Source organism: Catenulispora sp. GP43 (genome assembly GCF_041260665.1).
Classification (GTDB): Bacteria; Actinomycetota; Actinomycetes; order Streptomycetales; family Catenulisporaceae; genus Catenulispora.
The window spans coordinates 75122-94527 of the sequence record NZ_JBGCCT010000002.1 but is presented as its reverse complement, the minus strand read 5'-3'; the positions used below and the strand labels follow the sequence as shown (position 1 = coordinate 94527).

Annotated in this window: 18 protein-coding genes; 14 read left to right on the top strand and 4 right to left on the bottom strand. The window is 70.9% G+C overall.

Going from position 1 to position 19406, the window contains the following annotated elements:
- Positions 1-17: 17 nt before the first annotated feature.
- Positions 18-794: an IclR family transcriptional regulator gene (locus tag ABH926_RS04040; RefSeq protein ID WP_370363923.1), complete on the bottom strand. Its 777-nt coding sequence runs from the start codon at positions 792-794 to the stop codon at positions 18-20.
- Between the two features lie 68 nt (positions 795-862).
- Here ABH926_RS04040 and ABH926_RS04035 point away from each other — a divergent pair, with 68 nt between their 5' ends.
- The 7 genes from ABH926_RS04035 to ABH926_RS04005 all read left to right on the top strand — a co-directional run bounded on the left by ABH926_RS04035 (position 863) and on the right by ABH926_RS04005 (position 7001).
- Positions 863-2314 (top strand): MmgE/PrpD family protein, encoded by a 1452-nt coding sequence (locus ABH926_RS04035; RefSeq protein WP_370363922.1) that lies wholly within the window; start codon positions 863-865, stop codon positions 2312-2314.
- Entirely contained in the window at positions 2314-2454 is a 141-nt protein-coding gene (locus ABH926_RS04030; RefSeq protein ID WP_370363921.1) for a hypothetical protein, read from the top strand. The genes ABH926_RS04035 and ABH926_RS04030 overlap by 1 nt, the downstream gene beginning before the upstream one ends.
- On the top strand, positions 2451-3335 hold the full coding sequence (locus ABH926_RS04025; protein WP_370363920.1) for an oxaloacetate decarboxylase: 885 nt from the start codon (positions 2451-2453) through the stop codon (positions 3333-3335). The genes ABH926_RS04030 and ABH926_RS04025 overlap by 4 nt, the downstream gene beginning before the upstream one ends.
- A 1-nt stretch (position 3336) precedes the next feature.
- Positions 3337-4584, top strand: coding sequence for an aconitase/3-isopropylmalate dehydratase large subunit family protein (locus tag ABH926_RS04020; protein ID WP_370363918.1), 1248 nt, complete (start codon positions 3337-3339; stop codon positions 4582-4584).
- A gap of 17 nt (positions 4585-4601) precedes the next feature.
- A complete protein-coding gene (locus ABH926_RS04015; protein WP_370364556.1) occupies positions 4602-5150 on the top strand; it encodes a 3-isopropylmalate dehydratase in 549 nt (182 codons plus the stop codon).
- Positions 5147-5821, top strand: a complete 675-nt coding sequence (locus ABH926_RS04010; RefSeq protein WP_370363917.1) for an MBL fold metallo-hydrolase — start codon at positions 5147-5149, stop codon at positions 5819-5821. Before ABH926_RS04015 ends, ABH926_RS04010 begins: the two co-directional genes overlap by 4 nt.
- Positions 5822-5894: 73 nt before the next feature.
- Complete coding sequence (locus ABH926_RS04005) at positions 5895-7001, top strand: lipid II:glycine glycyltransferase FemX (RefSeq protein ID WP_370363916.1); 1107 nt, start codon at positions 5895-5897, stop codon at positions 6999-7001.
- A gap of 34 nt (positions 7002-7035) precedes the next feature.
- Here ABH926_RS04005 and murF read toward each other — a convergent pair whose 3' ends face one another.
- Entirely contained in the window at positions 7036-8388 is a 1353-nt protein-coding gene (murF, locus tag ABH926_RS04000; RefSeq protein ID WP_370363914.1) for a UDP-N-acetylmuramoyl-tripeptide--D-alanyl-D-alanine ligase, read from the bottom strand.
- A 111-nt stretch (positions 8389-8499) separates the two neighbouring features.
- Here murF and ABH926_RS03995 point away from each other — a divergent pair, with 111 nt between their 5' ends.
- The 3 genes from ABH926_RS03995 to vanX are packed head-to-tail and all read left to right on the top strand — an operon-like array spanning position 8500 to position 11097.
- Positions 8500-9459 carry a D-isomer specific 2-hydroxyacid dehydrogenase family protein gene (locus ABH926_RS03995; protein WP_370363913.1) on the top strand — a complete coding sequence of 320 codons (960 nt, stop codon included), beginning with the start codon at positions 8500-8502 and terminating at the stop codon, positions 9457-9459.
- Positions 9452-10492 (top strand): D-alanine--(R)-lactate ligase, encoded by a 1041-nt coding sequence (gene vanA / locus ABH926_RS03990; protein ID WP_370363912.1) that lies wholly within the window; start codon positions 9452-9454, stop codon positions 10490-10492. The genes ABH926_RS03995 and vanA overlap by 8 nt, the downstream gene beginning before the upstream one ends.
- Positions 10489-11097 carry a D-Ala-D-Ala dipeptidase VanX gene (gene vanX, locus ABH926_RS03985; RefSeq protein WP_370363911.1) on the top strand — a complete coding sequence of 203 codons (609 nt, stop codon included), beginning with the start codon at positions 10489-10491 and terminating at the stop codon, positions 11095-11097. The genes vanA and vanX overlap by 4 nt, the downstream gene beginning before the upstream one ends.
- Here vanX and ABH926_RS03980 read toward each other — a convergent pair.
- Together ABH926_RS03980 and ABH926_RS03975 are read right to left on the bottom strand one after the other, a co-directional pair.
- Complete coding sequence (locus ABH926_RS03980; RefSeq protein ID WP_370363910.1) at positions 11090-12286, bottom strand: sensor histidine kinase; 1197 nt, start codon at positions 12284-12286, stop codon at positions 11090-11092. The genes vanX and ABH926_RS03980 overlap by 8 nt on opposite strands.
- A complete protein-coding gene (locus ABH926_RS03975; RefSeq protein ID WP_370363908.1) occupies positions 12279-12974 on the bottom strand; it encodes a response regulator transcription factor in 696 nt (231 codons plus the stop codon). The genes ABH926_RS03980 and ABH926_RS03975 overlap by 8 nt, the downstream gene beginning before the upstream one ends.
- Before the next feature lie 519 nt (positions 12975-13493).
- Between ABH926_RS03975 and ABH926_RS03970 the strand changes: the two genes are divergently transcribed.
- The 4 genes from ABH926_RS03970 to ABH926_RS03955 all read left to right on the top strand — a co-directional run bounded on the left by ABH926_RS03970 (position 13494) and on the right by ABH926_RS03955 (position 19308).
- Positions 13494-15428 (top strand): alkaline phosphatase family protein, encoded by a 1935-nt coding sequence (locus ABH926_RS03970; RefSeq protein WP_370363906.1) that lies wholly within the window; start codon positions 13494-13496, stop codon positions 15426-15428.
- A 50-nt stretch (positions 15429-15478) separates the two neighbouring features.
- Positions 15479-18364 (top strand): hypothetical protein, encoded by a 2886-nt coding sequence (locus ABH926_RS03965; RefSeq protein WP_370363905.1) that lies wholly within the window; start codon positions 15479-15481, stop codon positions 18362-18364.
- Between the two features lie 30 nt (positions 18365-18394).
- Positions 18395-18997 (top strand): muconolactone Delta-isomerase family protein, encoded by a 603-nt coding sequence (locus ABH926_RS03960; protein ID WP_370363904.1) that lies wholly within the window; start codon positions 18395-18397, stop codon positions 18995-18997.
- A gap of 74 nt (positions 18998-19071) precedes the next feature.
- Positions 19072-19308, top strand: coding sequence for an EF-hand domain-containing protein (locus ABH926_RS03955; protein ID WP_370363903.1), 237 nt, complete (start codon positions 19072-19074; stop codon positions 19306-19308).
- The last annotated feature ends 98 nt before the right edge of the window (positions 19309-19406 follow it).

The following is a 19406-nucleotide window of genomic DNA, read 5'->3' as shown; positions in this document are numbered from 1 at the left end:
ATCGACCCTATAGCCCCTTACAAGTCCAGCGCCCGCACGGTTTCGCCGAGGTCCGGCCCGAGCAGTGAGGCCAGCCGGGGGCCCAGATCGCGGCACGCGGCCAGCAGCATCGGCAGCACCCGGGGAAAGTCGGCGTGCGAAAGCCGTTCCGCCGGCCCGGCGATGGTGATCGACCCGAGGGCTTCGCCTTCCTCGTCGGCGTCCTCCCGGTACGCCAACAACGGCGCCGACACGCCGTTGACGCCGGGATGGTTCTCGCCGAAGGACGTCTCGTAGCCGCGCTCGCGGATCGCCGCCAAATAGGCGGGACTCAGGCCCGCGAGGTCCAAGCCCGCCAACGTGCTCTCCGGCAGATACGCCAGGATGATGCGCCCGCTGGACCCCACCGCCAGCGGCGAGCGCTCGCCGAGCACGCCGGCCGGATCCAGGATCGGCCCGGACGGTGCCGGCACGCCGAGCACCAGGACCCGGGTCGCCCCGGAGCGCAGGTGCAGCACCACCGCCTCGCCGGTGAGGTGTGCCAGGCGTGCGATGACCGGCTGGATCGCCCGCAGCATCGCCGGACGCGGACCGATCAGCGCGGCCAGCGCCACCGAACGGCCGGCCAGCCGGTAGCCGCTGCGTCCCAGGTGGTCGAGGTAGCCGTCGAGCTCCAACTCCCGCAGGACGCGGAAGGTCTGGGACTGGGACAACCCGACGCGCTCGGCCACCGCGCGCAGCGAGGCCGGCTGGCGCATGCCGGCCAGCGCCTCCAACACCTGCAGGCCACGCAGCGCCGTGCTCGCCGTGCTCACGACGCCAATACTTGCATATTGTGCAAGTTAGGTAGTGGCGGTCGCGGAGCGCGTGCCCCAATGGGCCCATGAGCGCACCGTCCAACCCCGAGGGCGTCACCGGACGCCTGGTCACCTGGATCAACGACCTGACCTGGGACGACGTCCCCGGCCCCATCCGGGCGCGCGCCGCCCACCTGCTGCTCGACGGCCTCGGCTGCGCCCTGGTCGGCGCCCAGCTGCCTTGGTCCCGTGTTGCGACGGAGGCGGTGCTCGGCGTCGAGGGCGGTGGCGACGCGGTCGTCATCGGAAGCGGACGTACCACGACGCCCTCCGGCGCCGCGCTGCTGAACAGCACCTACATCCAGGGCTTCGAGCTGGACGACTTCCATCCGCTGGCCCCGCTGCACAGCGCTTCGCTGCTGGTGCCCTCGCTGCTGGCCACCGTCAGCCACACCGGCCGCCCGGCGAGCGGCCGCGACCTGCTGCTGGCCGCGATCGTCGGCTTCGAGGTGGGACCGCGGATCGGCGCTTCGATCGGCGGCACCGCGATGCTGGCGCGCGGCTGGCACTCCGGGCCGGTCTTCGGTGCCTCCTCGGCCGCGGCGGCCTGCGCGAAGCTGCGCGGCCTGGACCCGGCGCAGACCGAGGACGCGCTCGGCTTCGCCGCGACCCAGTCGGCGGGGCTGATGTCGGCGCAGTACGAGGCGATGGGCAAGCGGATGCAGCACGGCTTCGCCGCCCGCAACGGGTTCTACTCGGCGGCGCTGGCCGCCAGTGGCTACACCGGGATCGACCAGGTCTACGAGCGTGAATACGGCGGATACATCGCCGTGTACGGTGCCGGGCACCCGACCGATCCCGAGGCGGTCGTCAGGGGTCTGGGGGAGCACTGGGAGACCACGATGGCGATGGTGAAGTCCTGGGCCGTCATGGGTGGTCTGCACGGCGCGGTCCAGGGCGCGCAGGCGTTGCGGGCCAGGCTCGGGGGGCACAGCGGGCACACCGGGGGCAGCGGGCGCACAGTCGAGCAGATCGAGCGCGTGGACATCCGCGTCGGCGACGTGGTCTACCACCACGGCTGGTGGCCGCCGCGGCGTCCGCTGGAGGCGATCGGCGGCCAGATGAACATCGGCTACGCCACGGCCGTCACGCTGCTGGACGGTACGGCGCTGCCCGAGCAGTTCACTGCCGCGCGGCTCGACGCCGACGATGTCTGGCACCTGCTGGATCGCACCCACGTCACCCTCGACCGCTCGATCGACGACCTGCCGCCGACCGAACGCTTCCAGACTCACCTGACCCTCACCTTCGCCGACGGATCGACCGACACCGAGACCGTGGTCTCCCCGCACGGCAACCCCTTCGACCCGATCACCGACGACGAGGTGGTCGCCAAGTTCCACAGCCTCGCGGATCGAGTCATGGACCCGGACCGGGCCGCCGCGATCGTCGAGGCCGTACAGGCGCTGGCGGACGCGCCGTCGATCGCGCCGCTGGTCGGTTTGCTGGCGGCGCCGGTCGGAAGGGCTCTGGATTGATGGCCGGTCAGAAACCGGTGGCCGAGCAGACCCGGGAGCTCGCTGAGTTCGCCGCCGGTGCCACGCCTGCTGACGTGCCGCCGCTCGACCCGCGCACTTCGCCCACCCCGCCCACCCCGCCCACCCCGGAGGAGTCATGACCACACCCGCCCGCGCCCGCCTGCGCGAACTGCTCGACCGAAAGCAGCTCATCGTCGCCCCGGGCGTCTACGACGGCATCAGCGCCCACCTGGCGCGGCGGACCGGCCACGCCGCCGCCTACCTCACCGGCGCCGGTGTCGCGGCCTCCGGGTTCGGGCTGCCGGACATCGGGCTGGTCACCCAGACCGAGATGGTCGAGCGGGCCCGGATGGCGGTGCGCGCGCTCGGCGACGTGCCGTTGCTCGCCGATGCCGACACCGGGTACGGCGCGCCGATCAACGTCGTGCGGACCGTGCGCGAGTACGAGGACGCCGGGGTCGCCGCGATCCAGTTGGAGGACCAGGCGTTCCCCAAGAAGTGCGGTCACCTGCCCGACAAGGAGCTGGTCGGCGCCGATGACTTCGTCCGTACGCTCGGTGCCGCGCTCGAGGCGCGTGCCGACGACGCGATGTCGGTCATCGCTCGCACCGATGCCCGCGGACCGTTGGGGATCGAGGCGGCGATCGCGCGGGCCAACCGTTATGCGGCCGAGGGCGCGGACATCCTGTTCGTGGAGGCGCCGCAGAGTACTGAGGAGATCGAGCGGATCGCCGCCGAGGTGAAGGCGCCGCTGCTGCTGAATCTGGTCATCGGCGGTCTGACCCCCGAGCAGTCCGCCGAACGGCTCCAGCAGCTCGGGTTCGCCGTCGCGATCCATCCCTCCGCCGTGCTGGCGCACAGTGCGCTCGGCGCACTGACCGCGCTGTGCCAGCTGCGCGGGATCAGGCCGGACGAGTTCCTGCCGACCAGGCCCGAGGAGTTCTTCAACCTCGTCGGGATGGCCGAGTGGTTCGAGATCGGCGAGAAGTACCGGGCGCGGCCCGCTGAGCAAGGAGCCTGATATGGGCATGACGATGATCGAGCGCATCCTCGCTCGCAAAGCCGGCCTGGACTCCGTCGCGGTCGGTGACACCGTGACCGTGGACGTCGACCTGACCGTCCTGATCGATCTGCAGTTCGCCACGATGTGGCTGCCGCCGCTGCGGATCGCCGACCCCGACAAGGTGGCGATCGTGATGGACCACGCCGTCCCGGCACCCACGATCAAGGACGCCGCCGGCGGGCCGAACGCGCGGAAGTTCGCCGCCGACTTCGGCATCGAACGCTTCTTCGACGTCGGCCGGCACGGCATCTGCCACCAGGTCATCGCCGAGAACGGCCTGGCCCGCCCCGGCGAGGTCCTGGCCTGCACCGACAGCCACACCTGCGCCGACGGGGCGTACAACACCGCGGCGCGCGGGCTCGGGCCGGCCGAGGTCTACTCGATCCTGTGCACCGGGCGCACCTGGTTCCAGGTCGCGCCGACGATCCGCTACGAGCTGACCGGGCAGCTGCCCGCCGGGGTGAGTGGCAAGGACGTGTTCCTGCACATCGCCGACCACTTCGGCGACGCCACCAACCACAACCTGGAGTACGGCGGGCCCGGCCTGGCTTCGATCCCGCTGCACGATCGTCGAACCATAGCCACGCAGGGAGCCGAAATCTCTGCTGACTTCTCGACTTTCGCCTACGACGACGTTCTCGCCGAACACTTCGCAGCCCTCGGCGTCACCGGCTTCGAACCTGCGTTCGCTGATGTGGATGCGAACTACGTAGACTTCCGCGAGATCGACCTGTCCGCCCTGGTGCCCTACGTCGCACGCCCCGGGACCGTCTCGCGCAACGGCCTGCCGGTCACCGAGATCGAGCCCCGCAGGATCGACCAGGCCTTCATCGGCTCCTGCGCCAACGGCCAGCTCGACGACCTGCGTATCGCCGCCGAAATACTGCGCGGCAGGCAGGTGGCGCCCGGGGTGCGGCTGATCGTGACCCCGGCCAGCCAGCAGGTCTACCGCGATGCGATGCGGCTGGGGTACCTGCAGGACATCGCCGACGCCGGCGCGGTGGTCACCAACGCCACGTGCGGGGCCTGCTTCGGCTACCACATGGGGGTCGTCGGGCCCGGCGAGGTGTGCCTGACCTCCTCGACCCGCAACTTCACCGGCCGGATGGGCTCGCCGGAGGCGGAGATCTACATGGCCTCGCCCGCGACGGTCGCGGCGTCGGCCATCGCTGGTTACATCACCGATGCCCGAGGGGAGAGCCGCTGATGAGCGGGGAACTTAAAGTGACCGGCCGGGTCTGGGTCTTCGGCCACAGCCTGACCACCGACGACATGTACCCGCCGGACGCGATGAAACTCGACCTGCCCGAGGCCGCCAAACAGGTGTTCTACGCGGTGCGCCCCGGCTGGACCGGCCAGGTCCGGCCCGGCGACATCGTGGTCGCCGGACGTAACTTCGGGCTGGGCTCCTCACGGCCGGTCGCCGCGCTGTTCCGGCAGCTCGGCGTCGCGGCGCTGATCGCCGAGGAGTTCAACTCGCTGTTCTTCCGCAACGCGGTCAACGCCGGGCTGCCGGCCATGACGGTACCCGGCGTGACAGAGCTCTTCCACGACGGTGACACCGCCGCCATCGACCTGGCCACCGGCACCTGGGCGAATCAGAGCACGCAGACCTCCGGCACGGTGCCGGTGCTGCCCGCCCTGGTGCTGGAGATCATCGAAAGCGGTGGAGTCCTTCCGAGGCTCGCGCAACAGGGGTATCTGCCTGCGGAACTGGCCGAGATCCTGAGCTCGCCGTCGGTGGCGGCGGCCGGACAGGGGAGCGGCGCATGAGCCTGCTGGTTCCCGGGATCCTGCGCGTTCCCACCCGCGGTCACGGCGACAACTGCTTCCTGGTCACCGACGAGGACGGGCTGACCCTCGTCGACGTCGGGTGGAAGAGCGCCCCGGCGGCCATCCGGCAGGCCGTCGAAGCAAGCGGCCGTTCTCTGGCGGACGTCAAACGGATCGTCATCACCCACGCGCATCCCGATCACGTGCGCGGCCTGGCCGAACTCGTCGCCCGCACCGCGGCCGAGGTGCTCGTCCACGAACTCGACGCGCCGTGGCTCGCGGCCGGCCGCGTCCCGCGCGCGGGGCGGTCGGGGACGTTCGGACGGACGATCGACCGGCTGCCGCTGCTGCACTGGGATCCGGTGACGGCCACCAGGACCGTGGCCGACGGCGCGCGCATCGGACCCCTGCGCGTGATCCACACCCCCGGCCACAGCCCCGGGCACATCGTGCTGCTGCACGAACCCAGCCGGGCGCTACTGGTTGGGGACGCGGTGTTCAACCGGGGCGGACTCAGCAGCGGCCACGATGCTTTGGCCGCCGATCCCGGGGTGCGTGACGCGTCCTACGTACGCATCCCTCGCGACGTCGCCGCAGTGGGTTTCGCACACGGGGTGCCGCTCATCGGGGAGGAGTCGGCGGCCGGCTTGGCGGCCTGGCTGGACCGGTAGCGACGCGCGCCTATCGCCGGTGTATCGAAAAGCCCATACATGTCGGTAACGCGCAGCCGCCTTGACTGGGGCAATGACTTTGACCGTCGGGCCGATCACCGCCGCCGAGCATCTGGCGTTCGTGCGAGCCCAGCGATTCGTCAGCTTCCTGCAGATTCCGGCCTGGGCCGCGGTGAAGACCGAGTGGCGCAGCGAGGCGCTCGGCTGGTTCGACGGCCCGCGGCTGGTCGGCGCCGGACTGGTCCTGCACCGTCCGGTGCCGCGCTTGAAGCGGCGCACGCTGGCCTACCTGCCCGAGGGGCCGGTCATCGACTGGACCGGCGATCTGAGGGCGTGGCTCGATCCGTTGGTGGCACGGCTGAAGGCCGGCGGCGCCTTCGCGATCCGGCTCGGGCCGCCGGTGCGTACCGACACCTGGACCGCCGCTCAGGTCAAGGAAGGGTTCGCAGATCCGGGCGTCAGGCGGCTGACTGAACTGCCCGGTCAGCCAGACCTGGTCGGGGTGCGGCTGACCAACGCGCTCAGAGAGGCGGGCTGGCTGCCGCAGAACCCTAAGGAAGGTTTCGGCGCCGGGCATCCGCAGTTCAAGTACGAGATCCCGCTGGCCGGCCGCACCGAGGACGACGTGCTCCAGGGCATGAACCAGCTGTGGCGCCGGAACATCAGAAGGGCGGCCAGGGCGGGTGTCGAAGTCACCGTCGGCGAGGATTTGGAAGCCTTCCACGACCTGTATGTCCACACCGCCGCCCGCGACCACTTCACACCTCGCCCGCTGAGCTACTTCGCGACGATGGTCGCGGCGATGCGTGCCGAGGACCCCGAGCGCGTCAGGCTGTACTTCGCCCGGCACGAGGGCGACCTTGTCGCGGCGACGATTCTGGTGCGCGTCGGCACCCATGCCTGCTACGCCCACGGAGCATCGTCGACCGACAAGCGCGAGGTCCGCGGCTCGAACGCGTGTCAGTGGGCGATGATCCGCGACGCGCTGGCCGCCGGCTGCGAGGTCTACGACTTGCGTGGCATCACGCCGACCCTGGACGGTGGCGATCCGCACGCCGGGCTGATCCAGTTCAAGGCGGGGACCGGCGGACAGGCCGTGCGGTACGTGGGGGAGTGGGATCTGGTGCTGCGGCCGGCGCTGTATCGGGCGTTCCAGCTGTCCATGAAGCGGCGCGGGTGAGGGATCCCGGCCCGGGCGGACTCCGGCGGGCTCCCTAAACCAACCCCGCCGCCACCTCGTCCAGCCGCCCGCCGCGCGAAGCCTTCACCAGCACCACATCCCCGGCGGCGACGTGCTCGCGCAGCCAGGCGACCGCCGTGTCGTTGTCGGGCAGCGTCACCGCGCGCGCCCCGGCTGCGGCCGCGATCGGGCGGGCCGCGTCGCCGACGGCGACCACGATGTCGGCGCGGTCGGCGGCGTAGCGTCCGACCGCGCGGTGCTCGGCTTCGGCGGTCGGGCCCAGTTCGCGCATCTCGCCGAGGACGGCGATGCGGCGCGCGGCCTCGATCGCGGCCAGCGCGTCCAGGGCGGCGCGGGTGGAGTCGGGGTTGGCGTTGTAGGAGTCGTTGAGCAGGGTCGCGCCGCCGGCCAGGCCGCGCAGCTCCATGCGCCACTTCGACAGGGAAGCGGTGGCCAGTGCCTTCGTCGCGGCCTCCAGCGGCACGCCGGCCGCCAGGCCCGCCGCCACGGCCGCCGCCGCGTTGAGCGCCTGGTGCGCGCCCACGTGCGGCAGCGTGACCACGGCCTGGGCCTGGGCCGTCCGCAGCGTGAACGAGGGCCGGCCGAGCCGGTCCAGCACCAGGTAGAGCACCTGCACGTCGGCGTGCTCGGCGCGGCCGAAGGCGCGGACCGGGCCGTCGGTGAGGGCGCGCATCGCGGCCACGCGGGGGTCGTCGGCGTTCAGGACCGCGGTGCCGCCCGGTGCCAGGCCCCGTACCAGCTCGCCCTTGGTCCGGGCGATGGCCCCGCGGGTGCCGAACTCGCCGAGGTGGGCCCGGCCGACGTTCAGGACCACCGCGATGTCCGGCGCGACCAGGCCGGTGAGCGCGGCGATGTCGCCGACGTGCCGCGCCCCCATCTCCAGCACCAGGAACCGGGTGTCGGCGCCGGCCCGCAGCATGGTCAGCGGCACGCCGAGCTCGTTGTTGAGCGAGCCGGCCGTGGCGACCGTCGGCGCGGTGCCGGACAGCACCGCCGCGATCAGGTCCTTCGTTCCGGTCTTGCCCTGCGAGCCGGTCACTCCGACCACCGTCAGTCCGGTCAGTCCGGCCCGCAGCCGCCCCACGACGTACGCGGCGAGCACCTGCAACGCGGCCCGCGCGTCCGGGACGACGACCGTCGGCAACGCCGTGGGCCGCGAGCCGAGCACGGCCACCGCGCCGGCGCGCGCGGCCTGCTCGACGTAGTCGTGGCCGTCGGCGTGCTCGCCGGCGAAGGCGACGAACAGCCCGCCGGGCTCGGCCGAACGGCCGTCGATCACGGCCGGCGCGCTGACGGTCACGGCGTCGTCGCCGGCGACCGTGCCGCCGACGACGGCGGCGATCTCATCGAGACGGAGCGGGATCACGGGGCGGACTCGGTGTAGGTCATAGCGAACAGTCAAAGCACAGCGGCATATCGCCGGTGTATCGAAAACCTCATACATACCGGCAACCTCGCATTGCCTTGACTGGACGCCATGGGAATCACCATCTACGGATGCGGCCAGGACGAGGCGGTCTTGTTCCGAGAGCTGGCAACGGGGTTCGGCGTTGTCCCTACCATCACCGAGGAACCGGTGTCCGAGGCGAACGCCGCGCTGGCGTCGGGAAACCGTTGTGTGAGTGTCGGCCACAAGACGCACATCAGCAATGCCGCGCTTCAAGCGCTCAGCCGCGCTGGCGTCGCGTATATCTCCACGCGGAGCATCGGCTACAACCACCTCGATGTCGACTACGCACACAGCGTCGGCATCCGTGTGGAGAACGTCAACTATTCGCCCGACAGCGTCGCCGATTACACGGTGATGTTGATGCTGATGGCGGTACGCCACGCCAAATCCCTTATCCGCCGCACCGACGTCCACGACTACCGACTTCATGACGTCCGTGGCAGGGAGCTGCGAGATCTGACCGTCGGGGTGGTCGGGACGGGCCGAATCGGCGCCGCGGTCGTCGATCGGCTGCGGGGCTTCGGCTGCCGCGTGCTGGCTCACGACCGAAGCCCCAAAAGCTCGGCCGAATACGTGCCGTTCGACGGACTACTGCGGCACAGCGACATCGTCACGCTTCATACACCGCTGACCGCCGAGACCCATCATCTCTTGAACCATCAGCGGATCGGGACCATGAAGCCCGACGCGTTCGTCATCAACACCGGACGCGGCTCGCTTCTCGATACCGAGGCCCTTCTCCAAGCGCTGGAAAGCGGTCGGTTGGGCGGCGCCGCGCTGGATGTATTGGAGGGTGAAGAAGGGATCTTCTACGCCGACCGTCGCGACCATCCCATAGAAAGCAAAACGCTGCTGCGGTTGCAGGAACTGCCGAATGTGCTCGTCAGCCCGCACACCGCCTACTACACCGACCACGCCCTGAGCGACACCGTCGAGAACTCCCTCATCAACTGTCTGAAGTTCGAGAGCAGGAATCACCATGGATAAGCTGAAGATCGGCATCATGTTCGGGGGCTGTTCCGAGGAACATCCCGTCTCGGTCAAGTCCGCGCGGGAGGTCGCGAAGCACCTCGACACCGACAAGTACGAGCCCTTCTATATCGGGATCACGAAGAGCGGCGCGTGGAGACTGTGCCACGGCCCGGACGGGGACTGGGAGAACGGAAACAGCCGTCCGGCGGTGCTGTCGCCGGACCGGAACGTGCGCGGACTGCTCGTCCTGGACCAGGGACGCTACGAGACGGTCAGCCTGGAACTGGTCCTGCCGGTGCTGCACGGCAGGCTCGGCGAGGACGGCGCGATGCAGGGCCTGCTGGAGCTGGCCGGCATCCCGTACGTGGGCTGCGACGTCCAGACCTCCGCGCTGTGCATGGACAAGACACTCACCTACCTCGTCGTCCAGAACGTCGGCATCGCCACGCCCAGGTTCTGGACCGTCACGCCGCAGCAGAAGATCGAGCCCGACGAGCTGCCCTATCCGGTCTTCGTGAAGCCGGCGCGCTCGGGATCCTCGTTCGGCGTCAGCAAGGTGTCCGGCAGAGACCAGTTGTCCGCCGCGGTGGAGACGGCGCGGTTGTACGACGCGAAGGTGCTGATCGAGCAAGCCGTCGTCGCCGACGAGATCGGCTGCGCCGTCCTTGGCGCCGGCGACGATCTGCTGGTCGGCGAGGTGGACCGGGTCGCGCTCACCCACGGCTTCTTCAAGATCCACCAGGAGAGCGCGCCGGAGACCGGCTCGGAGAACGCGACGTTCGTCGTCCCCGCCGACATCCCGGCGCGGTCGCGGTCTCTGATTCAGGAGACTGCGAAGGTCGTGTACCGGGCGCTGGGCTGTCGGGGGCTCTCGCGCGTGGACTTCTTCCTGAAGGACGACGGCACCGTGGTCCTCAACGAGGTCAACACCTTCCCCGGCCTGACCTCCTACAGCCGCTACCCGAGGATGATGGCGGCCGCCGGGTTCCCGATGGCCGAGGTCATCGACCGGCTGGTGTCGGTGACGCTCACGGGGGCGCCGCGGTGACCGACGACTTCGTCTTCGTGGACCAACTCGTGTCCGGCGTCCGGTGGGACGCCAAGTATGCGACGTGGGACAACTTCACCGGCAAGCCGGTCGACGGCTACCTGGCGAACCGGATCGTCGGCACGACGGCGTTGTGCACCGCACTGGAGGAAGCGCAGAAACGCGCCGAATCCCTCGGCTTCGGGCTGGTGCTGTGGGACGGCTACCGTCCCCAGCGGGCGGTGGACTGCTTCCTGCGCTGGTCGCGTCAGCCCGAGGACGGCCGGACGAAACCGCGGCACTATCCGAACATCGACCGCGCCGGGATGTTCGAGAAGGGGTACGTGGCGGCCAAGTCCGGCCACAGCCGGGGCAGCACAGTCGATCTGACGCTGTATCACGTGGAAACCCGCGAGCTGGCCGCGATGGGAGGGGGCCATGACCTGATGGATCCGGTCTCGCATCACGGCGCCGGCGCGATAGCGCCGGCTGAGCAGGCGAACCGGCTGGCGTTGCGGTCCATCATGGAGGCCAGCGGCTTCCGTCCTTACGACTGCGAGTGGTGGCACTACACACTCAAGGACGAGCCATACCCGGACACGTACTTCGACTTCCCCATCACCTAGAGACCAGCAATGCGGTCGGCACGTAGCGGGCCTCGGCCGCGTCGGAGGCCGGAAAACGGCGCGCGCTCGGCAGCCGGACCGTCACGCGCAAGCCCCCGTCGGGCCGTGCGGCTAGAGCGAGGGTGCCGTCATGGGCTGCCGTGATGCTCTTGACGATCGCCAGCCCGAGGCCGACGCCGCCGTGGTCGTTCTGGACGCGTTCGGTACCGCGCTGGAACGGCTCGGTGAGCGTGGCGACCAGCGCCGGGGCGAGATGCCCGCCGGTGTTCTCCACGGTGAGCCCGACGCCGTCGGGGCCGGCTTCGGTGCTGACCCAGACGGTGCCCCGGCCCGGCAGGTTGTGGACGATCGCGTTGTGGACGAGGTTCGTCGCCAGTTGCAGGAGCAGCGCCGGGGAGCCGACCGCCGGTGCCACGCCCCCGGCGGTCTCTATGGCCAGGCCGCGCTTCTCGGCCAGGGGGAGCAGCGTCTCGGCGGCTTCCTCGGCCATCAGCGACAGGTCGACCTCCTCGCGGGCGAAAGAGCGCTGGTTGGCGCGGGTGAGCAGCAGCAGGGCCGCGGTGAGGTCGATCGCCCGGGTGTTGACGGCGTGCAGCCGCTCGATGAGCCGGGCGGTGTCGCGGTGCGGGTCGTCGCGGGCCGCGTCCAGCAGTGACTGGGTGACCGCCAGCGGGGTGCGCAGCTCGTGCGAGGCGTTGGCGGCGAACCTCCGCTGTTCGGCGACGTGCGCCTCGAGCTGCGCGAGCATGGCGTCGAAGGCGTCGGCGAGCTCGCGGAACTCGTCGTTGCTGCCCTCCAGCTCGATGCGGTGGGACAGCGAGCCGGTCGCGGCCTGGCGTGTGGCCTCGGTGATGCGGGTCAGCGGGGCGAGCATGCGGCCGGCCAGGAACCAGCCGCCGACCAGGCCCAGCACCAGCAGGGCGAGCACCGCCACGGCCGCGGCGGGGGCGAAGCCGCGCATCAGGTCCGAGCGGCTCGGGCCCAGGATGAGCACGATCGGGGTGGTGCCGCCGGTTCCGGGTGCGTCCGGGGCCATCGGCTTCGCCCCCTTCATGGGGGCGCTGTTCGGCAGCCAGCGCAGCGCGAAGACCCACGCCACGGTGATCAGCAGCGATCCGGCGAGCATGACCAGGCCCGCGTAGCTGAAGGTGAGCTTGAGGCGGGCGCTCAGGCCCTGAGGTCTAGTCACGGTTTCCGCCTTCGCGGGGAGCACCCGGGTCGGCGTCGATGCGATAGCCGACGCCCGGCACGGTCGCGATGACCCAGGGCTCGCCGAGCCGTTTGCGCAGGGCCGAGACGGTGATCCGGACGGCGTTGGTGAAGGGGTCGGCGTTCTCGTCCCAGGCCCGCTCCAGCAGCTGTTCGGCGCTGACGACCCCGCCCTCGGCCGCGATGAGCACCTCCAGGACGGCGAACTGCTTGCGCGTGAGGGCGACGTACCGCCCGTCGCGGAACACCTCGCGGCGGAACGGATCCAGGCGCAGCCCGGCGATCTCCCGGACCGGCGGCCGGCTGTGCGCGCGCCTGCGGTCCAGCGCGCGCAGCCGCAGCACCAGCTCACGCAGGGCGAAGGGCTTGGTCAGGTAGTCGTCGGCGCCGAGCTCGAAGCCGCTGGCCTTGTCGTCGAGCCGGTCCGCGGCGGTGAGCATGAGGATCGGCATCCCGGTGCCGGAGGCGATGATGCGCTTGGCGACCTCGTCGCCCGAGGGGCCGGGGATGTCGCGGTCGAGCACGGCGATGTCGTAGCTGTTGACGCCGAGCAGCTCCAGCGCGGTGTCGCCGTCGCCGGCGATGTCGGCGGCTATCGCGTCCAGGCGCAGGCCGTCACGGATGGCCTCGGCCATGTAGAGCTCGTCCTCAACCACCAACACACGCATGCCCACGATGGTACGAGGCGGGGTATATCGTCCACGTATCGAGAACGGCGCGCTACTGGTCGGCGATCCGGTCGACCAGCGCTTTCGCCGCCATCAGGCCCGCCGCGATCTGGTCCGTGCCCGGCACTCGGGTCGGTGTAGACGGTGCCGGCCATGGCCTGCGTCGCCGAGCTGGATGGGGGCGGCAAGGGAAACTCAGGGCCGGGTGCCGAGGCCGAAGCCGACTCACCATGCTTGTCGAACGCTGCCAGCGCCGCGTACGACACGACACCGGCCAGCACCGCGCCGACCAGGACAAGAGCCACGACGACGGCGGGACGCCTCGGTTCACTGAAAGCCACGCTCCCAGTCAAGGCAGCAGGCTGTTGCCGTCCCGTATCCGGTTTTCGGTATGTCCACGATATGCGCCGCCTGAGGGCCCAGGCTTACAAGTTGTCTATACAACATTTCACTGCCATGTCACACATGCTCTCCCGCGCTGAGGGCCGGACGTAACGGCCGCCGGACACTGTCCCAGCCATGTCTTCCAAGCCCCAGGGCACCTTCCGCAGAACCCTCCGCTCCGGCGCGATCATCACCGCCGCCGTCGCGGTGCTCGGCGCCGGCGCCGACGCCGCCTTCTCGATCGCGGCCCCCGCCGCGGCCGCGACCGGCGCCGCGACCGCCGCCGACGCCTCGACACTGACCCAGACCACCACCGGCGCCGTCCAGCAGGGCGCCCCGGTCACCTTCGCCTACAGCGTCCCGGCCGGGAGCGTGAGCGCGACGAACTGGATCGGCATCTACAAGCCCACCGACACCCCGGGCACTCAGGGCTCGACCAGCTGGCAGTACGTCACGGCCGCCGCCGGCACGGCCACTTTCGACACCCACGCGCTGGCCGCCGGGGACTGGAAGGTGTACCTGTTCGCCAACGACGGCTACACCGTGCTGGCCGGCCCGATCACCCTCACCGTGACGCCGGCCGCGCCGCCGGTGGTGGTCCCGCCGCAGCCGGACACCGGCACCGGCCCGAACCTCATCGTCAACGGCGGCGCCGAGCAGGGCGAGGGCACGACGGACGGCGTCGACACCAACACCATCCCCGGTTGGAAGGTCGACGGCCTGCTCAACTCCGTCGCCTACGGCGCCACCGGCGGCGAGGGCGTGTCCGGCTTCCCGAAGCTGACCTCGCCCGGGCCGGTGGACCGCGGCCAGAACCTGTTCGCCGGCGGCGGTGGCGGCGTCAGCACCGGGACCCAGGTCGCCGACGTCAAGGCCGCCGCGCGCCAGATCGACTCCGGCAAGGTCACTTACAACCTGACGGCCTGGCTCGGCGGCTCCGGCACCGTCGCCGACACCGCCGGCGTGGTCAGCACCTTCCTGGACGCGCACGGCAAGGCCCTCGGCACCGCCACGCTCGCCCCGGCCACCCCGGCCATGCGCGGCAACGCCACCGGCCTGATCCCCGAGCAGTCGCTGGGCAAGATCCCCGCCGGCACCCGCTCCATCCGCACCGTGCTGACGGTCACCGGCAACCAGCCCACCGACCGCACCGGCCACGGCCTGGGCTTCGCCGACGACCTCTCGCTGCGCGTCTCGGCCCCGATCGCCGCCCCGGCCGCGCCCAAGCCGCCGGTCGCCAAGGTCCCCGGGTACGACCACGTGTTCGTGGTGATGATGGAGAACCAGGACTACAAGGGCATCGTCGGCAACACCGGGCAGGCCCCGTACCTCAACAGCCTGATCCCCAAGGGCGCGAACCTCACCGGCGCCCTGGGCGAGACCCACCCCTCGGACCCGAACTACGTCGCCCTGGCCGGCGGCAGCCTGTTCGGCGTCACCGACAACACGCCCTTCACCAGCACCGTCAACGCCCAGCACATCGGCGACCTCGTCGACAACGCCGGCGGCAGCTGGCGCGGCTACATGGAGAACGCCGCGCAGCCCTGCGACACCACGGCCCACGGCGCCTACACCATCGACGACCTGCCGTTCTACTTCTTCAACGACGTCAAGAACAACCCGGTCAACTGCGCGGCCCACCTGCTGCCGCTGACCCAGATGAGCACCGACCTGAAGTCGACCGCGACCACCCCGACGTTCGCCTGGCTCAGCGCCGACGACTGCGACGACATGGAGGGCTGCGGCGTCAAGGCCGGCGACACCTGGCTGGCCAACACCCTGCCGGCCATCTTCAACTCCCCGGCCTGGAAGACCCAGCGCTCCCTGCTGATCATCACCTGGGACGAGGACGCCGCCGACGGCCAGCAGCACCTGCAGAACATTCCGACGCTGGTGCTGGGATCGCAGGGCACGGTGAAGGCCGGCTCGACGAGCAGCGACCGGTACACGCACTACAGCGTGCTGCGGACCATCGAGGCCGGGCTCGGACTGCCCAGCCTGACCAAGAACGACCTGTACGCCCCGGCCATCGAGGGCATCTGGGGCCGCCAGGACGGCGACGACCAGTAGCCCCATCAGAGGCCTGATCTCCTGTCAGGCACCGGCGATAGGCTTCGCCGGTGCCTGACGAACTCCCCGCAGACGAGCGGCTCGAAGCCTTCATAGCCGAGCTCGGCGCCAGCGATCCCCGGCGCGCCAAGGCGGTCGTGGCACGATGGGCGAAATCGGTGCCGGCCGGCGACGCCGTCGTCTTGATGGAGCAGGCGTGCCGGATACTGGCCGCCGGCAACGACTCCGAGGCGGCGGCGGTCTGCTTCAGCCACATCGGCGTCCTGGACCCCGCGGCCGACGAGGCCGGGCTCGGCCGGATGCACACCCGCCTGCTGGACTTCGCCCCGCTGGACGCGGTCGCGCCGAAGGACTACCGCGCCTATGCCAAAACCCTGACAGCCAACACCGGCCCCGCCACCGCCCACACCAGGTTCCGCGAGGTGGTCTGCGCGGCGCTCGACGCCGGCCTGGTCCCGTATGCCGCGGTCTTCCCCGACCTGCGCTCGCTGGCGCGCGCCGCCGGGATCAAGAAGGCCGTCGAGGAGGCGTTCCTCGCCGAGCGCATGATGCGGACCGGAGCCCTGGCCGGGGCTTCGCTGAAGGTCTGGCAGGCGGCGGTTCCGGCGCTGGAGCGTCTTGTAGCCGGCGACGAGGACCTGCTGAGGCTGCTGGTCGGATGCGAGCCCCGGGACGGCTCGGACGATCCGCAGGTCGTCGATCAGATCCGCCACCTGTGGTTCGGGCTCCTCGCCGGGGCCGGTGCCGGCCGGATGCTGGACGCCGACTGGTTCGCCGGGCCAGGGGCGCGGTGCCCGATGGGGTACCTGTTCACGCTGGTGGACCAGTCCGATGTGCCGGGATGGGAGCCCGAGGACGGCCAGGACCCCGACGACGGTCAGGATCCCGACGACGGCCCGCAGTTCTCCCTGGCCCGCGAGTTCGCGCAAGGTGATCCGGGGGACCAACGGTACCACTCGCCGCACTGGGACAGCTCGAACTCGGCGATCAAGACGTTCGCCGAACAAGTCCGCGACGGCGCCGCCGACCCGGCACTGCAGGCCCGGCAGGTCGAACAGATAAGCGGTTTCGTCGCCAGGTTCGGCTACTTCATGAACATCGACCCCCGAGAGCAGCTGGCGACCGTCTGGAACGCCGGCGACGCCGTGCGCGGCCTGCTGTGCGAGCAGGTGGACAGGTGGGTGGCCGACGCCGCCTCGACCGGGCTGCACGCGCTGGACGCGGCGCTGCTCCGGCTGTCACGGCTCGTCGACGCCGGATATCAGAATCTTGATTCGAGCATCGCCGGCCGGGTTTCGATCACCGACCCCGCGGTGGCGCTCATGACGGCACTGCGCAACGGACTGCCGGCCGAACTGGCGCTGCCCGGGGCGTTCGGCGACCCGACGGCCCGGCTGTATCCCACGATGCGCGCGGCCCTGAACGGCACGTGCCTGACCCTGTCCAGCGGCTGGGGCGCCCACATCCTCGAGCCCCGGCAGCAGCCGGTCCACATCCCCGGGACGATCCTGCCGAACGAGGCCTCCGTCTCGCAGTGGTACGACGGGACCGTGCTGCGCGTAGCGCGCCGCGTGGGCAGCCGGCGGCACAGCTTCTTCCTCAGCGGCGGCGACCGCGACTCGCGCCTGACCCTCGACCAGAACCCGGTGTGGCCGCAGGCCCCGACCGAGGCGCGGATCGTCTTCCCCGGCGCGCGTACGGCCACCCGGGTGTCCAGCGGCGACGGTTTCGCGTACGTCCACGCGCCCGACGGGGCGGTCGCGATCCGGATCCCGTTCGGCGGCCTGCAACACCTGGGCGTCAAACCACGGCTCGTCGCCCCGCCGGCGTGGTGGCCGCATCTCGAGGTCGCGGACGTGATCGGTTCGGCGGCGTTGCGCGCCGTCGACGAAGCCCGGGCACGCCGGCTGCTCGCAGCGGGTCACCACGGCCCGGCGACCGCCGCCGAAGCGGTGTCCGAGGTGCTGCCCGACGTGACCGATCCGCGGGTGCGCGCCGCGGTGGTCGAAGCGGCCGTCACCGCCGCGGCCTGCGTGGTGAACGCCGCACACCTGCGCCGGAGTCTGGGACTGCCGCAGCCGCAGTCCCTGCCGGAGTTCCTGAACTGCCGCCCCGATCTCCCCTTCTACGCCAGCAGCGGAACGGTCGCCGGCAGCCGGCTGTTGGACGAGGCCCTGCGCGCGGCGCTGGACGAGGAGCCCGGCCCGGACGGCACGCTGCGCCTGGTCCGGACCCTCGAGATACCGACAGGCGCCCTGGGCTTTTGGCACGACGGCAACCTGATCGGCGGCGCCGCCCTGCATCTGGCCTGGCCGTGGCTCCGGGCCGTGGAGCGGCCACGACGGCTGGAGCGGCTCCAGGCCATGGCGAACACGCCGCAGGCCGACGGGACGCGGCGGTGGCGGTACCGGGACCTCGAACTGGCACGCGGCATCGATCCCGGCCTCGAGGGACAGCTGTGGCGGACCCCGACGAGCGTCCTGGCCGTGATGGCCGATTCGCCGAGCAAGCAGGTCTTGATGGTCGAATACGCCCCGGACGGCGTCTTCGATCCCCGCCATCCGGACACCTGGACGACGGTCCGCGAATACATCCGCACGCCAGGCTGGGGCAGCCCCGACCAGATCGCGTCCCTTGTTCGGCTGCTGACTCAGACGAAGACGGCTCCCGTCCCCTTCGAGGCCGCACAAGCGATCGAGCTGGCGAAGACGGCCGGCATCAGCGAGGGGGACGCGGCCCGCGCCTGCTTCGGCGAGCGCGAGCAGGGCCAGCCGAAGGAGATCGGCGCGCTGTACGGCAGCCGGGACCTGAGCTATCGGCAGATCGACGGGCTCAGGGAACAGCTCATGCCCGAAGACCCGGCCGACCTGTGGCACACCGGCCTCGCCGTCGAGAATGCCGCCGCTTGGTGGAACGCGACGCGGCCCGATTGGTGACCGTACCCGTCCCGGGGCGATCATCGAGTCATGGAATACCTCGTCACGATGACCACCAAGGTGCCCGAAGGGACCTCCGCGCAGGACGTGGACGCCGTGCGGGCTCGCGAGGCAGAGCACACGCGCGAACTCGCGGCCCAGGGGCGGGTGCTCAGGCTGTGGCGCCCGCCGCTGGCGCCGGGGGAGTGGCGCACGATCGGGCTGTTCACCGCCGACGACGCCGAGGATCTGGAACGCACACTGGCCTCGATGCCTCTGCGGGTGTGGCGCACCGACGAGCCCGTCCCGCTCGGCCCTCACGGCAACGACCCGGGACGCGGCACCGTGGCCACGGCGGCCGGCGAGGACGAGTACCTGGTGACGTTCACCGTCCAGACACCGTTCGACGCCGACACCGCCGCCGTCGAACGGATGGACGCGCAGGAGGCCGGCCGAGCCCGAGAACTGGCCGGCCAGGGCAATCTGATCCGCTTGTGGACGCTGCCGGGAAAGGGACGGAACCTCGGCCTGTGGCAGGCCCCTGATGCCGACACGATGGACTCGGTGCTGCGGTCGCTGCCGATGACGGCGGCCGGCTGGCTCACCGTCGAGACCGTGCCGCTCACCCGGCATCCCAGCGACCCGGGCGCCTAAGTCCGGCCCCCTGTTCACCGAAGCCACCGTCCCCACGCGATATCGTGTCCGGACATCGACCCTGGGAAACGATCATGGGAGGCGGGGCAGTGGGACAGCACGGCAAGGCACCCGAAGACGTGGAGCAGCTCTTCCGGACCTTCGACCTGGACGGCGACGGCAGGATCACCGCCGAGGAGCTGAAGGCGGCCCTGGCCGAACTCGGCGAGGACGTCACCGTCGAGGACGCCGCCGAGCGTATCGGCACCGGCGACACCGACCACGACGGCACGATCAGCCTGGACGAGTTCCGGGCCTTGATGGCGGGCTGAAGGACGCTTCGGCAGCTTGCCTTAGTACGGAATCGGCGGCGTCTTTCGTGCCGGCGCGTGGTGCGCTGGCACGAAGGGCGCCGCCGCGGCTTTGCGGG

What these genes read in the sequence shown, in the direction of transcription:
- ABH926_RS03960 (WP_370363904.1), top strand. Translation starts at nt 18,395, where the DNA reads ATGGAATACCTCGTCACGATGACCACCAAGGTGCCCGAAGGGACCTCC.
- ABH926_RS03975 (WP_370363908.1), bottom strand. Translation starts at nt 12,974, where the DNA reads ATGCGTGTGTTGGTGGTTGAGGACGAGCTCTACATGGCCGAGGCCATC.
- ABH926_RS03970 (WP_370363906.1), top strand. Translation starts at nt 13,494, where the DNA reads ATGTCTTCCAAGCCCCAGGGCACCTTCCGCAGAACCCTCCGCTCCGGC.
- ABH926_RS03955 (WP_370363903.1), top strand. Translation starts at nt 19,072, where the DNA reads ATGGGAGGCGGGGCAGTGGGACAGCACGGCAAGGCACCCGAAGACGTG.
- ABH926_RS04010 (WP_370363917.1), top strand. Translation starts at nt 5,147, where the DNA reads ATGAGCCTGCTGGTTCCCGGGATCCTGCGCGTTCCCACCCGCGGTCAC.
- ABH926_RS04020 (WP_370363918.1), top strand. Translation starts at nt 3,337, where the DNA reads ATGGGCATGACGATGATCGAGCGCATCCTCGCTCGCAAAGCCGGCCTG.
- ABH926_RS04005 (WP_370363916.1), top strand. Translation starts at nt 5,895, where the DNA reads ATGACTTTGACCGTCGGGCCGATCACCGCCGCCGAGCATCTGGCGTTC.
- ABH926_RS04035 (WP_370363922.1), top strand. Translation starts at nt 863, where the DNA reads ATGAGCGCACCGTCCAACCCCGAGGGCGTCACCGGACGCCTGGTCACC.
- ABH926_RS03995 (WP_370363913.1), top strand. Translation starts at nt 8,500, where the DNA reads ATGGGAATCACCATCTACGGATGCGGCCAGGACGAGGCGGTCTTGTTC.
- ABH926_RS04025 (WP_370363920.1), top strand. Translation starts at nt 2,451, where the DNA reads ATGACCACACCCGCCCGCGCCCGCCTGCGCGAACTGCTCGACCGAAAG.
- vanA (WP_370363912.1), top strand. Translation starts at nt 9,452, where the DNA reads ATGGATAAGCTGAAGATCGGCATCATGTTCGGGGGCTGTTCCGAGGAA.
- ABH926_RS04030 (WP_370363921.1), top strand. Translation starts at nt 2,314, where the DNA reads ATGGCCGGTCAGAAACCGGTGGCCGAGCAGACCCGGGAGCTCGCTGAG.